The sequence below is a fragment of the Legionella waltersii genome (assembly GCF_001468085.1).
Taxonomy (GTDB): Bacteria; Pseudomonadota; Gammaproteobacteria; order Legionellales; family Legionellaceae; genus Legionella; species Legionella waltersii.
Window position 1 is genome coordinate 167,366 of sequence record NZ_LNZB01000051.1, and the last position, 15,207, is coordinate 182,572.

Sequence of the window (15,207 nt, forward strand, 5' to 3'; positions counted from 1 at the left end):
AACGAATCTCTTCTCTGAGGGTCAGTAAGCGATGGTCTGGCGCTTCGCCGAATGGCGCTGCCTTAGCAGCGTCATTCGTGAAAGTGGATAGTTCCGTATCCGCTTGCTGACGCGCGCGGCTCAGTTCACTCCCTGCTGTGACTGGGAGTTGGTTCAGACAGCAAAGAAGAAACCGAGCCGCGCACGTCAGCAAGCGGACCGACTCACTCCCTGCTGTGACTAGCATTTGATTCAAACAGCAAAGAAGGAACCGAGCCGCGCGCGTCAGCAAGCGGACCGATGGGAGCAATATAGATGAACCTAATCACACCGCTTAAGGCAGCGCCATTAGGCGAAACACCCGACCTTTGGTATAAATGCCCCTTTTTTAAAAATGAGTCGACTCCTCAGCCCTGACGGTCGCTACTCGGTTAACACAGCTGAATTTGGGATCAGTGAATTTGGGGATGGTTCCCGCTTGGGGGCCGTCCCCATGGTTATGGTTCTTTATCCGCTCCCTGATGGTCGCGGCTCGGTTACCACGGCTGAATTTGGGAACTGACCCCACTTGGGGTCCGTCCCCATGGTTATGTAGATGTCCGAGCCGCAACTCAGGGATCGGTTAAACAGAACTGCTAAATTGGTATTAGTCGACGTAACGAACGAGAAATGATAATTTATAATTCAATCTAATGACCATTGAACGACGAGCTTACTCCATGATTCTTCATAAAAAAAACGTTTCCGCTAAAACAGGATTATTACCAGGAACAGCCATTTATGTAGGGGAGCACCCACCCCAACCAACTAAAATCAAAATCCACATTTATGACAAAGCCAGTTACATGACGGTGGACACCTTTAACTTTGAACAGCTACATAATGCCATTGCTGAACAGAAACACATATGGATAGACATCTCTGGCCTAGCTGATGCAAACACCATCACGACCATCTGTACACAAATGCAAATTCATCCCCTTATTATTGAAGATTTATTAAATACAAAACAACGACCTAAATTGGATTTTTTTGATGACTATTTTTTTATCGTTTTCAAATTACTCAAATCAACCACAGAAAATGCTGTTTACAGTTCTGAGCAGCTCAGCCTGATCATTAAACATCAATTACTCATCACTGTACGAGAATCATCAGAGTATGATCTTTCATCAATCTACAAAAGATTGGAAGGTGAACGTTCATTGATCAGAGAGCATGGGATTGACTATCTCACCTACCTCCTCATGGATTACATCGTTGATGATTATTTTAATTTTGTCGAAGCCACAGCAAATCTCTTAGAAACATTGGAAAATCAACTCATTACAAAACCTGAAATCATCAAATTAGAAACTCTTTACACGATTAAGCGTAGAACTCTAATCTTAAGAAAAACGATTCCACCACTTAGAGATATTGTGCACTTATTGCTTACAGATGATAGAGGCTTAATTAATAAGAAATACATGTTGTACTATCGTGATTTACACGACCACTGTATTAGACTGGTTGAATCCATTGACGTCCATCGAGAAATGTCGGGAAGTATGCTGGAGATTTACCTCTCCACCATCAATAACCGCATGAATGAATCCATGAAAATCCTTTCATTGTTTGCAAGTATATTTATTCCTCTGAGTTTTATAGCAAGCCTATATGGGATGAACTTTAAATACATGCCCGAACTGGATTGGAAATACAGCTACCCAGGCGTTCTGATAATCATGCTTTTGGTGGCATGGGTTGTGTTGATCTTTTTTAAACGTAAAAAACTGTTCTAAAAACAAGAGGACGGACCCTGAGGAATCGACTCATAATATAGTGCCCCAACTCATCTCTTCTCCGATGGTCAGTAAGCGTGGGTCCCGCGCTTCGCCTAATGGCACTGCCTTAAGCAGCGTCATTCGTGAAAGCGGATAGTTCCGTATCCGCTTGCTGACGCGCGCGGCTCTGTTCACTCCCTGCTGTGACTAGGATTTGATTCAGACAGCAAAGAAGAAACCGAGCCGCGCGCGTCAGCAAGCGGACTGACTCACTCCCTGCTATGACTAGCATTTGATTCAGACAGCAAAGAAGAAACCGAGCCGCGCGTCAGCAAGCGGACCGACTCACTCCCTGCTATGACTACGATTTGTTTCAGACAGCAAAGAAGAAACCGAGCCGCGCGCGTCAGCAAGCGGACCGACTCACTCCCTGCTGTGACTAGCATTTGATTCAAACAGCAAAGAAGGAACCGAGCCGCGCGTCAGCAAGCGGACCGACTCACTCCCTGCTGTGACTAGCATTTGATTCAGACAGCAAAGAAGAAACCGAGCCGCGCGCGTAAGCAAGCGGACCGACTCACTCCCTGCTGTGACTAGCATTTGATTCAGACAGCAAAGAAGAAACCGAGCCGCGCGCGTCAGCAAGCGGACCTATGCGGGCCGTATAGAAGAACCTAATGACACCGCTTAAGGCAGCGCCATTCGGCGAAGCACCCGTCCTTTGGTTAAATGTCCTATTTAAAGGAAAAGACATAGGACGGAAAAACCAAGGGACGGACCCCAGTGGGGTCCGTCCCTTGGCTCCTCTAATTCATTTTATTCACATCGACCACTTGGCTCTCAGACGTGGAATTAGTGGTTATTTCCTCGATAATAGGACCCGTTGATTTTTTCTGATAAAAAAACATGTCTGGATTAAGCACTATAATCCCAACTTTCCTTTTTATTGGCATCTCATTTTTCGATTCGGGCTCTGCCTTGGTAGACATGAGATGAGGATCAATCGGGAAAAGTGATAATTCTTGTTTGGTACTTCCTGTAGGAACAGGTTCCACCAATAACATGTCAGGGTCGATACTCACCTTACTGCCTTTAAATGGAGTCAATTGTGTCACTGCCTCAATAGGCAGAACAGAATCTTGTCCTTTGATGAGTTGCAACTGTTCAGCTGGTATAACCGGTTTTTTAGCAGCATCCCCCGAAGGAAGAGGAACTAAAGAGCGCTCTCCATGTATACCCAAATCATCTAAAGGCTCAATTTTTACTTCGGATTTAATGCCACTATGTCTTAGAAACCATAATTTTATAGCCACCATCAGATTCCAAAAGTCCTGCTCATGACTTAGCATTAATATAAATCGAGTTATCTTTTTTGGAATTCCAAATTTAAGATTGATCACTTCTGCTGTAGTCTTAGGAGCCCAGGCTAATGTTTTAACCCGTCTATCGTGACCGTATTTATCCACAAAATTGACGACGTTAACAGCCACTTTGCTGATGGATGGCCAATACATGACAACGATGGGATCTGTCGTAAACCCATCGGCACTCCTCATCATCGAGGGTAAAACAAGTACAAGTGCTTTTTCTTTGGCTTTTGTAAAAAATCCTGGAGCCGTCTTTCTTTCTCGCTCTACATCACTATTTAACAACATAGTTCCAAACTGAAGTGCAGGCGATAAAGGAATTAAGGGGGGAGCATTGGGATCTGGTTTAAAGTCAATTGGAATTCGCTTCATCATCCCATCAAAGACAACATCCACCAAAAATCGATTGACACGCTCGTAAACAGTCAGTGGATCGATAGTGAGCGTAGCGTCTTTGGGATCTATTTGCTGAAAGGTCATGTGTGCAGCTACATTAATGTGCATGAGCAATAAAAAATGCTTTAACGCTCTGTAATACAAATAGGGAGGCATACCAACAGTGGCTTCTAGCACTTTATCCATCAATTCCGTGGTCAAATAATACGTTAAACCAAGAGAAAGTCCCGTTTCTTGGGGCATGCTTAGAAACTTATGACGCTCACACAGTTCTGGCGTAGTAACCCTAAGAATATAGCGTCCATTAAAATAAACACTGAGCACTTTTGAAGCCACACCTCCAACGTAAGGAATTTTGCTGATGCCGAAGGTTAAGAAATCATTACCGATCAAAATAAAAGGTTCTCTCCCCCATCCTTTGATTTTGCGTTTAAAATTACAATCCATGTCATCGCAAATCGATTTAGGCAATTTTGTTTTATTCGAATTAAACGCACCAGGGCCCATTGTATCAAGGATAGCAACTCTTACAGTGGCTTGAGCACCTTCTCGCCAAGTATAGGATTGCACTAAATAATTTACTGCAGTAAGACCAGACAAGAATAGCGAATAGGGGGCATACCAAGACATGTCTTGATTATATCCATTGCCTACAAGTTGCTGGCTGTTGCTATTCATATACACCAAGGGGATCAACGGCAAGGTAGTCAGCGCAGCTTCCATTGGTGTTGAACGTTTTCCTTCAGCCTTATTGTAAGCAAGGTAGGCATAGTACAACAAGCCGAGAGCCGACATGTAGGGCATATAAGGCGCATACCAAGCGCCATCTTCATTATAGCCATTGCGAAAATACTGTTGGGTCGAGTTATTGGCATAATTTAAGGCGACTATTGGCAAAATATCATGGACTGCAACATAGGCCATGCCATTGACTATTTTTTTTGCTTGGGGATTATTGACTAAGGTAGGAATCGCTTTACGCAAGGCTAAAACTTGCTCTACCATGGTAAACGCTGTATTGGCAGTGTAGTTGAATACGCCAGAGACTATCTTTAAAGGGGAGGCATTATTCCATAACCACTGTGCTCCTCCATACAAGCCCGAACCGACTGAACTTAATCCACTTGATATTGATTCCGATGAAAACCAGCCCATTATGCTCTCCATTGCAACAGCGGAATTTTATTGTATGGGTAAATATATGGAATTACTAGGGGATCAACTTAGGATTTATAAATTCTTTTTGTCAAACTCACAAAGATCCCTAATTAAACAACCAGAACAATGTGGATTGCGAGCTGTACAAACATAACGACCATGCAAAATCAACCAATGATGTGCATCTTGTAAATAGTCAGGAGGAATATTCTTTAATAAGCCCTTTTCAACCTCCAATGGTGTTTTACCTTTTGCAAGTCCTATTCGATTAGACACTCTAAAAATATGCGTGTCGACTGCCATGGTTGGTTGGCCAAAGGCTGTATTTAAAACAACATTAGCGGTTTTTCTCCCTACCCCTGGAAGAGCTTCCAGTGCTTCTCGCTGCTCAGGTACTTCTCCATGATATTGATTCAGTAAGATTTCGCAGGTCTTGATAACGTTTTGGGCCTTGCTATTGTATAAACCAATGGATTTGATGTAAGTCTTTAAAGCGTCGATGCCTAAATCCAAAATTCCTTGGGCCGTGTTGGCTACCTTAAACAATTTGTCAGTGGCTTTGTTGACACTGACGTCCGTTGCTTGGGCAGACAACATCACAGCAATCAATAGTTCAAAAGGAGTACTGTAGATTAACTCTGTGGTTGGATGAGGGTTTTGTGCTTTAAAGCGTTGGAATAATTCTTGATACGTTTGTTTCTTCATGTCTTTCTTTTCGCTTTGGCACGTTCTAACGCTTGCAAAATGTATCGCTGCTTTGCTTCTTTATCTTGAGCGCTTGCAACAAGCTTGCTTTTTTCTCGATACAATTGTTGTTGCTCATGCTCATCACGCAAAAGGCGAATTTGCTTGGCTTTATAACGTTGTCGAGCTAAATCCTTGTCGTACTCAGTGGAGGGTAATGACACCATCTCAATGCAATCCACAGGACAGGGTTCTACACAAAGTCCACATCCCGTGCACTCGTGCGCAATAACAGAATGCATCAACTTCGCACTACCAACAATGGCATCCACCGGACAAGCTTTGATGCATTTAGTGCATCCGATACAGTCTTCCTCGATTATTCTGGCTACTGAAGGGGCGCGCGTATTGACTATCGCTTCGCTAAGGTAAGGGGTTGAATCAATGTTTAAAAGCTCCCCCAAAGCCTTGACGGTCTCAACACCACCCGGAGGACACTTGTTAATTGCAGCCGTGCCCTGAGCTAACGCTTCTGCATAAGGCAAACAACCTGGAAATCCACATTCTTTACATTGAGTCTGCGGTAATAAAGCATCAATGTCTTTGACTGAGGCCATTATTTCACCTTCATGCCAGGCAATGCTCCTTCATCGGGTTGTAATAAAAATAGGCCTTTTCCATCACCGGCAGCTAATACCATTCCCTCAGACACTCCAAAGCGCATTGTCCTTGGAGCCAAATTGGCTACCATCACGGTTAGGCGTCCTACAAGGTCTTCTGGAGCATAAGCACTTTTGATTCCAGCAAACACTTGCTTTTGCTTCTCACCTATATCCAAGGTCAGTCGCAATAGCTTATCTGCCCCTTCTACTGGTTCAGCTTTGACGATTTTAGCAATTCGCAAATCCACTTTGGCAAAATCATCAATGCTTATATAGTCCTCTTGTTGCTCAATAGGGTTGCTTGTCGTTGGTGTTTTGACTAAAGACTCCTTGCTTGCAGCCAACATTGCGTCAATTTTTTCTTTTTCAACTCGAACCATGAGAGGTTGAAACGCTTCTATTTGATGATTCACTAATGGCTTATCAATGCTTGACCAGGTTAAAGGCTGACAATTTAAAAATCGCTCCACTGAGGCTGTCATCATCGGTAATACAGGCTTCAAATAAGTCATCAACACACGAAATAAATTAATCCCCATGGTGCAAATGGCATGAACCTCATCAAGACGAGAGTCGTCTTTAGCCAAGACCCATGGCTTATTGGCATCAATGTATTGATTGACTTTATCCGCACACTCCATGATTTGCCGAATTGCGCGAGCATAATCTCGCGAAACAAAAGACTCAATCACTGATTCTCGAACTGCAAGCAGTTCCTCATACAGCTTTGGTTCGCTTAAAGTTCGACTCAAGCGATTGTCAAAACGCTTGTTAATAAATCCTGCACAACGACTGGCGATGTTTACCACTTTCCCCACTAAGTCAGCATTCACTCGATTGGTAAAGTCTTCAAAATTCAAATCCAAATCATCCACTCGCCCATTTAATTTAGCAGCAAAGTAATAACGTAGATATTCAGGATGTAAATGAGCTAAATAGGTACGCGCTTCAATAAAGGTACCACGCGATTTAGACATTTTTTGGCCTTCTACGGTTAAAAAGCCGTGGGTATAGACTGCAGTTGGAGTTCTATGCCCACTGGCAGCCAACATGGCTGGCCAAAAGAGCGCATGAAAATACACAATGTCCTTGCCCACAAAGTGATAAAGCTCCGTTTTAGAGTCTTTGTCCCAAAACTCATCAAAGGAGAGGCCTTTGTCAGCACAGTATTTTTTAAAGCTCGCCATGTACCCTATGGGAGCATCAAGCCATACGTAAAAATACTTGTCTTTTAATCCTGGGATTGGAAACCCAAAATAGGGTGCGTCTCGGGAAATATCCCATTGTTTTAATCCGGCAGCAAACCATTCGTTTAACTTGTTGGTCACCTCTGTTTGCAAATGCCCATTCGTGGTCCACTTCTTTAATAGGTCTTCATATCGCGGTAAATCAAAAAAATAATGTTCAGATTCTTTTTCTACTGGCTTAGCCCCCGAAATGACTGAGACCGGATCAATTAATTCCGCTGGCGAATAAGTAGCGCCACAAGATTCACAATTATCTCCATATTGATCAGGAGTACGGCATTTTGGACAAGTTCCTTTTACGTACCTGTCTGGTAAAAACATGTTCTTTTCTGGATCATACAACTGACGAATTGTTTTTTTAACAATATCACCATTGGCTTGTAGCTTTTCATAAATACAGCCAGCCAATGCTTCATTTTCAGGAGAGTGGGTGGTGTGATAACTGTCGTAATCAATGGCAAATGCGTTGAAGTCACTCTCGTGACTTAATTTTATCTCTGCAGTGAGTGCTTCTGGAGTAATGCCCAATTGTTCGGCTTTAAGCATGATTGGCGTACCATGCGCGTCATCTCCGCAAACACTAATGCATTCAACACCTAACATTTTGTGGGTACGTACCCAGACGTCGGTTTGAATGTGCTCCACCAAATGCCCTAAATGCAAATGCCCATTGGCATAGGGCAGTGCACTGGTCACCAACATTTTGCGTTCTGTAGTCATAGCTGTAAAATACTCATTGAGATCTAAATTGCGCGATTATAACGCAAAGACAAGGCAAATGCCTGCGTTTTATAACTTAAGTGACTATAGCATATGACAAACAAACAACGAATCATTATAGGAATAAGTGGCTCATCTGGAATCATTTATGGAATTCGGCTTCTGGAAGCCTTACGCAAGATGCCTATTGAAACCCATTTGGTGGTTAGCAAAGCGGGACAATTGACCCGTGCCTACGAAACTGATCTGAGTTTGACTGAGCTTAAAGCATTGGCCGATGTGTATCATCGATGCTCTGATTTAACCGCATCCATCGCAAGCGGTTCTTTTAAAACCATGGGCATGATCATAGCGCCTTGTTCCATGAAAACATTAGGTGAAATTGCGCATGGAATCAGTAGTTCTTTAGTATCTCGAGCTGCAGATGTGGTGCTCAAAGAACGCCGACGATTGGTTTTACTTCCACGAGAAACCCCTCTTCATCTTAACCATCTTAATAATATGGTCACCATCACGCAAATGGGTGGCATTATTTGCCCGCCAGTCCCTGCTTTTTATAATAAACCACAAAGCATTGATGACATCGTCAATGACACCGTTGGAAGAGTGCTCGATTTGTTTTCGTTGGAAAATGAGTTAGTGAAACGCTGGGGGGAATAAAAAACGCGGCTTAAGCCGCGTTTTGGACAAAAAGGACTAATTAGTTTGAGCTTGTCAAAGAATGTATTTGCTCTTCAGTAACAACTGGTTGTTTTGATCCAGTTTTTGGTTGAGCTTGTTGAAATAATGGAGCTGTCTGAGTAGGAGGAGTATAAGAAAAAGGTTTAGAGTATCTTGTGTCTAGCTCACTCTGTGACCCTAACGCTGAGAGTTTGCGTGGTGATCCTGTATTGGTAGATCTCTCATTTGTCTCATATTCGTCATCCTGTTGCTCAACACGTGTATCTTTACCCTTACCGCCTTTTGACTCTTTTGGCTTGCAGAAACAACCGATAATTGCTTTCACGCCAGTAACGATAGCATCACCTACATAAACTGCAGCACTGGTTAAAGCAGCAGCAACACCCGCTGTAGCAGCAACTTGGGCAACAAATCCAGTACCTACAACTGCAGCGATTGATACACCAAATACGGTGAATCCAGTAACAGCGGCTAAAGCAGCAGGCCATAGAGCAACGGTTAAAGCAGCAGCACCTGCAACAGCCAATGAAGCCCAGAAAGCAGTAGCAATTGCTTGCTTGTGATTAGACACAAAATTTGAAATACCTGTCAATAACCAGTTTGTCAGACCTAAAATTAAAGTGATCAAACCTGGTTTGTTTACTGTTTCTTTATTTCCTGAGACTTTATTGATTCCAGTTTGACTGTAACCGAACAATGCTCTGTTGATGAATTCAAACGCGTCAGCTGGCGCAGAAAACACTTTTTTCATAATCTCTTTAAATGTCATTACTAATACTCCAAGGTTATAAATCGCTGCGGATTGTAGCAATCAAATTGCAAAATGTGAAACATAAATGCTCAAACAAATGTAACAAATTCGAAAATAGCAGATTTGAATTAAACACATTGATTAATATAGAGTTAATTAGCGCAAATATTGTACTTACAGGGGTTTTGTAAATTGATCAACCCGTCAGACTCCTTCCTGAGTTCGAAGTATGATCATGATCACGCACGTCCATTATAGGAGTTGTGACTGGCTCTTCAACCATTGAAGATTGAGAAGAATCATAGCCATTAAATTCATCATAATAATCTTCTTCATCATCTAATTCATCGCTTTTACCCGATTCTAAATGGGCACGAATAAATTCCGCTAAATTGGGATGGAGATTATGGGGCACTGTTTCTTTTGAAGTGAATAAATCGTACAAATGACTTGCAATATTGATTAACTGCTTAACAACCACTGCACCACCCGTTGCCACTACAAAAGCGCATCCTGTGAGGATGCTGCTGAGCGAAACGGATGCCAAATACACATTCAATGAGCTTAAAAAGGCCAAAGGTGTCCAGCCCAATACACTGATGCCTGCAAATACAGCCAAAACAGGGGGACAAAATAGTGCTAATAAAGCCACGGCGATACCAGTAAGCGCAGAAATGATGAACACAGTTGCCAAATAGCCCTTGTTGCGATTAAACCACTTATTGAACATCTCCCACATATCAATAACCCCTAAAATAAAATGAAGCGATTATAGCACCATGAAATTTAAATGATAGAATATTGATCAGTCATGTCGATATTTCGTTGGGTCAACTACTCCTGCCCCTAAAAACCCTCGTTTTCTAAAGGTACAACTGTCACAACTCCCGCAAGCTTCCCCTGCATCATTGGCCTGGTAACAAGACACAGTCATGCTGTAATCAACGTTTAACTGGGCACCTAATTGAATGGTTTGTACCTTACTCAAGTGCTGCAAAGGCGCATGAATACTAAACAGATCGCCTTCGATGCCTGCTTTCGTTGCAAGATTAGCTAAAGTCTCAAAAGCATGGATAAATTCGGGTCTACAATCAGGATAATGAGAATAATCAACCGAGCTTGCACCGATATAGATATCCCTCGCAGCGATGGACTCTGCATACCCTAAAGCCATCGCTAAAAAAATGGTGTTTCTAGCTGGAACATAGGTCACTGGAATATCCATACTTTCTTTAAACTCTGGAACATCTATTGCCTGATCAGTTAAAGCGGAACCACCAAATAAGCCCGTGTCTAGGTTAACGATTTTATGTTCGATAACGTCCATCTGTTTTGCAATTCGGGCGGCTGCTTTCAATTCAGTTGAGTGCCTTTGACCATAGGAAAAGCTTAAGGCATAACAAGCAAACCCCTTTGATTTAGCCAAAGCCAAACACGTCGTTGAATCCAAACCGCCTGAAAGTAATACCACTGCCTTTTTCATTGTATAACTACCCCATAAATCCAAATATTGCCTGCTCATTAATAATAAGGTTAAAATGCAGGCCAATTATGACACAATCTGGAATGTGATGACGACAACTCTTTATCCTGTTATTTTAGCGGGGGGCTCAGGCACACGACTTTGGCCCTTATCTCGCAAAAATTTTCCCAAACAATTTCTAAAATTAAATGGAAATCTGTCGTTAATTCAGCAAACCATGAACCGAGTAAACCGCTTAGCTAATGAACAAGTAATCCTAGTCAGTAACGAAGATCATTACTTTCTATGTCAAGAGCAATTGCAAGAGTTTAGCGCTCCTAGTACCTACTTATTAGAACCTTGTGCAAGAAATACAGCCCCAGCTATTGCGTGCGCCGCCCATTATCTTTGTCAGCAAGGTGGAGAGCAAGCGGTCATGTTGGTGCTTCCCTCAGATCACTGGATAGCGAACGATGATTCCTGGCTTGAAGCGATGTCATCGGGTGTGGAATACGCTTCGGATCATGATGCTATTGTTACTTTTGGCATTAAACCAGACAGCGCACACACTGGGTATGGCTACATCGAGGCAGGAGCGACTTTGTCACCAAGCACGTTTAAAGTCTCTAGTTTTAGAGAAAAACCTGATCTTCATTCAGCCGAAGAATTCGTTAATAGTGGCAATTACTTTTGGAACAGCGGGATGTTTGTTTGCAAGGCTGGTGTTTATCTGCAGGAATTGAGAACATTTGCCCCAGAGATATATCAGCATAGCCAAGAAGCGACGAACAAAGCTCAAGGACACCATGATTTTTTGCGCATTGATGAAAACTCATTCACACAATGCCCTGACGAATCCATTGATTATGCCATCATGGAAAAAACCAATAAGGCGGTGGTTATTCCTGTTGCTATGCAATGGAGTGATTTGGGTTGTTGGAACGCAGTGGCTGATGCCAACTCCCAGGATGAACAAGGGAATACCATCATTGGCAATGCAATCGCACAGGACAGCCAGAATTGTTTAATCAATAGTGAAAATCTCTTAGTAACTACGGTTGGCATTAAAGATCAGATCATCATTGCAACCAATGATGCTGTGTTAGTTGCAAATAAACAATATTCTCAACAAGTGAAAGAGCTGGTAGCTGCTCTAAAAAAAGATCATCATCACCTTACACAAGATCATCAACGTGTTCCAAGACCTTGGGGATACTTCGAAATTCTTGCTGAAGGTGCTTCCTTCAAAGTGAAACGCCTCATGTTGAAACCAGGAGCGAAAATATCTCTGCAAAAACATCAACATCGAGCAGAGCATTGGGTTGTTGTTGCTGGAGAAGCCGAGGTGATCAACGCTCGCGATACGATTTATCTCTCTAAAAACCAATCCACTTACATTCCGCCGAATACTCTACATCGTTTGTCAAACCCAGGTAATGAGCCTTTGTACGTCATTGAGGTGCAAAGTGGTCAGTATTTAGGGGAAGACGATATTCAACGTTTTGATGACATGTACTTGCGGAAGAAAGAGAATTTGGTTGAAGTTTGAGTTCGATTCTTTTCCTACTGGATTGTAGGTCTAATTCATTAACCGCTCCCTCACGGTCGCGGCTCGGTGGACTCAGTGTAAATCCCAATCAACTGAGCAGACGGTAAGGGAACGGATATACCCCCAAAAAAACCGAGCCGCGACTGTAAGGGAGCGGAAAATTCACGCAAATTTTAGTTTCAATACTGTAAAACCAAGCCCTCAGCAATTGTCTTCAAATAAAAAAATATGTTATAAAAAAGAACAATGTAACTTTTTATAGTATTATTTATATAGGTTGTCACCAAAAATATTGGTACAGAGGTGATATTATGGCAACAAGTAGCTTAATTCTGAGATCTTTTTTAGAGATAGAAGAGAATGGCGTTAATGTACAACTTAGCCCAGAAGAAAGCGCAAAAAATCTACTCAAGCACAATAAATTACTCAATGGTGGCGATTTTCTTACACCCTTAAGCTATTACCTCTCTATTTTAGATGAAACGGATGTCACTCTAATTAAGTACATTAATAATGAAATTGAATTGGATCATCAACTCCATGCCCTGAGAATCGCCTATTTGCTTTTACTTGCTCAGCAAGAATATGAACTCAATCAAAGAAATTTTGACAACCAAAAAAAATATGAAGAACACAAACGTAAATGCATCGCTCTCATTGATACGATCGTATTAAATAGAACTGGGATAGATAATCACAATTACTCAATGCCAATTGCCTCAGATGGATACCCTGTAAAGTACCTCAGCATTTTTCTAGGAAAAGAATTTGCTGAATCCATGGTCGAAATGGTCGATCACCAAGAAGTCACCAAAAACATCAAAGCGTACATGGGCGCTTTCAATGAAAAACGTCTGTATTGGGTTTGGTGCTCTAGTCTCTTGAAAACTTTATTGGCTGCATTACCGACTGATTTTTTCAATGTGACTCAAGCTACGACTGTCATCAAGGCCCCTGATCCTTACACAGGAACTCTTAGCTGGGCTCTCTATTATTTTCGCTTTTCAATTAATTTAACTCTTTTACTGAAGGGCACCATTAGGGGAGATTGGTTAACTCCAGACGAGAAGAAGCAAACTTGGACAGAACGATTCCGTACCCAATGGGATAAACGCAAATTTGCTTTGCTTAACGACTCAGTTTGGGCAACAGGCAATTTGCTTTGTTTTTTCTGGTTAACTGGAGCTTCTTTGGGACCTTGGGGCGATTTATTAACTGTTGTGCTACTGGCTTTTGATGTCTCTCTTGCCATTTGGGAACTTGCAGAAGAAAGCACCAAGCATGAAAAGCAATTAAACGATTACAACGATGAACTTGATAAATTGGATGACGAACTTAGCGATCTTCTTCAAGAAGCTGCTGCTTTAGATAAAACTCTTAAAGAAGAGATTTCAACGTTTGTATCTCCTCGGCCAAGAGGTCAAAATAGTCGAGAGCAGCAAGCAGGCTTATATCAATTAAGGCCCTTGCTAACGAATAGGTTAGGTAAGAGAAAAAAGCTTTCTGAGGAAATCGTCGAAGAAGAAGAGCTTCAAAGAGAGGTTGCAACGTATATATCTGATCGACAAAGAGATCAACATCTTCAAGAGCACTACGCAGGCTTACATCAATTGCGGCATTTGCTAACGAAACGGTTAGGTAAGGATAATAAACTAGCTCAGCAAATCTTCCAAATTGAAATGAAACGAAAAAGTGTGCTAAAGGAACAAGACAAATGCATCAGAGAATGGGCCACTAAAAAAAGAAGCTTAATCATCAACCTAATTTATGCGATTAGTCTATTGGCAGCCTTTTTCATACTAACCATGCCCTTCATTCCCATGGCTGGTCCTGCACTATTGGCCACTGGTATAGTTGGAGCAGTACTCTGTCTGGCTTTCACCGTGATTTATAATGCCGTTAAGGGTGGCATGGAAATTTATAAAGCCAAAAAGAGTGCAAGAGAAGCAAGGGAAGAGTTGAATGCAAAAATTGATGAATTTGAAATGATAAAGGACTCACTCAGTGAAGACGAGAAACGGTTATTCTTTTTAGAGATTAAACGACTTGACGCTGAGACAGAATATCAACAGAAAATGGTTACCTATCAATCCATGCAACTCGTCCGTTCAATACTGATTGAGTCCTTAGCCCCAGCGATTGTTTTCGCAAGTTTTGTGTTTTTCCCCATGGGGATCGGTTTTGCAGTTGTTGGTGCAGTAATAGGATTAGCTATTGCAACGCATTTTCTCATAGACTTGAATTTCAAGCCTAAAAAAGACGAGATACTCACTTTTAATGAAAATGAGTTTCAAGGATTCTTGGAAAATCCTGATTCCTTGAAAAAGATGCCTAAATCCAGTCCCCGCTTATTTAAAGAAAGCGAAAGTAATAAAGAAAAATCTTCTTCGGATATTGAGCTAGAGCCTTTATTTAGAGGCTCAAGTGGTGATTTACAGGTAAGATAGAGTTGATTTTTACTCAGTAAGATTGCTATCCACTCCCTTACGGTCGCGGCTCGGTTTTGTACAGTACAAACCAAGCAACGACCGTAAAGAGAGACACTGTGTAGGGACGAGCCGCAGCGCTGTCCCTGGTCATAAAGTGTATTTGATTGTTACTCACTAAGAACGCTATCCACTCCCTTACGGTCGCGGCTCGGTTTTGTACAGTACAAACCAAGCAACGACCGTAAAGAGAGACACTGTGTAGGGACGGGCCGCAGCGCTGTCCCTGGTCATAAAGTGTATTTGATTGTTACTCACTAAGAACGCTATCCACTCCCTTACGGTCGCGGCTCGGTTTT

At 42.2% G+C, this 15,207-nt stretch carries 11 protein-coding genes; 4 read left to right on the forward strand and 7 right to left on the reverse strand.

The genetic code is table 11. The features are described from left to right. The first annotated feature begins 671 nt into the window (after positions 1-671). Complete coding sequence (corA, locus tag Lwal_RS10475) at positions 672-1,763, forward strand: magnesium/cobalt transporter CorA (RefSeq protein ID WP_231950986.1); 1,092 nt, start codon at positions 672-674, stop codon at positions 1,761-1,763. Between the two features lie 788 nt (positions 1,764-2,551). Here corA and Lwal_RS18040 read toward each other — a convergent pair. The 4 genes from Lwal_RS18040 to metG all read right to left on the reverse strand — a co-directional run bounded on the left by Lwal_RS18040 (position 2,552) and on the right by metG (position 7,979). Next, entirely contained in the window at positions 2,552-4,663 is a 2,112-nt protein-coding gene (locus Lwal_RS18040) for a hypothetical protein (RefSeq protein ID WP_058480746.1), read from the reverse strand. A 75-nt stretch (positions 4,664-4,738) separates the two neighbouring features. Next, the gene (gene nth, locus Lwal_RS10485) at positions 4,739-5,371 is read right to left on the reverse strand and encodes an endonuclease III (RefSeq protein WP_058480747.1); all 633 of its coding nucleotides are present in this window, start codon (positions 5,369-5,371) and stop codon (positions 4,739-4,741) included. Beyond that, positions 5,368-5,967, reverse strand: coding sequence for an RnfABCDGE type electron transport complex subunit B (locus tag Lwal_RS10490; protein ID WP_058480748.1), 600 nt, complete (start codon positions 5,965-5,967; stop codon positions 5,368-5,370). Before Lwal_RS10490 ends, nth begins: the two co-directional genes overlap by 4 nt. Next, positions 5,967-7,979, reverse strand: a complete 2,013-nt coding sequence (metG, locus tag Lwal_RS10495; RefSeq protein WP_058480749.1) for a methionine--tRNA ligase — start codon at positions 7,977-7,979, stop codon at positions 5,967-5,969. Before metG ends, Lwal_RS10490 begins: the two co-directional genes overlap by 1 nt. A gap of 93 nt (positions 7,980-8,072) precedes the next feature. Between metG and Lwal_RS10500 the strand changes: the two genes are divergently transcribed. Further along, the gene (locus tag Lwal_RS10500) at positions 8,073-8,639 is read left to right on the forward strand and encodes a UbiX family flavin prenyltransferase (protein WP_058480750.1); all 567 of its coding nucleotides are present in this window, start codon (positions 8,073-8,075) and stop codon (positions 8,637-8,639) included. Positions 8,640-8,679: 40 nt separating this feature from the next. On the opposite strand, the gene Lwal_RS18045 is transcribed toward Lwal_RS10500, so the two are convergent. From Lwal_RS18045 to queC, 3 genes are all read right to left on the reverse strand, one after another. After that, positions 8,680-9,429 carry a hypothetical protein gene (locus tag Lwal_RS18045; RefSeq protein ID WP_058480751.1) on the reverse strand — a complete coding sequence of 250 codons (750 nt, stop codon included), beginning with the start codon at positions 9,427-9,429 and terminating at the stop codon, positions 8,680-8,682. 178 nt (positions 9,430-9,607) lie between these two features. Then, complete coding sequence (locus Lwal_RS10510; RefSeq protein WP_058480752.1) at positions 9,608-10,150, reverse strand: hypothetical protein; 543 nt, start codon at positions 10,148-10,150, stop codon at positions 9,608-9,610. 66 nt (positions 10,151-10,216) lie between these two features. After that, positions 10,217-10,894 (reverse strand): 7-cyano-7-deazaguanine synthase QueC, encoded by a 678-nt coding sequence (gene queC / locus Lwal_RS10515; protein WP_058480753.1) that lies wholly within the window; start codon positions 10,892-10,894, stop codon positions 10,217-10,219. A gap of 88 nt (positions 10,895-10,982) precedes the next feature. Here queC and Lwal_RS10520 point away from each other — a divergent pair, with 88 nt between their 5' ends. Further along, positions 10,983-12,422, forward strand: coding sequence for a mannose-1-phosphate guanylyltransferase/mannose-6-phosphate isomerase (locus tag Lwal_RS10520; RefSeq protein ID WP_058481001.1), 1,440 nt, complete (start codon positions 10,983-10,985; stop codon positions 12,420-12,422). Positions 12,423-12,733: 311 nt separating this feature from the next. Beyond that, positions 12,734-14,869, forward strand: a complete 2,136-nt coding sequence (locus Lwal_RS10525; protein WP_058480754.1) for a hypothetical protein — start codon at positions 12,734-12,736, stop codon at positions 14,867-14,869. Positions 14,870-15,207: the final 338 nt, after the last annotated feature.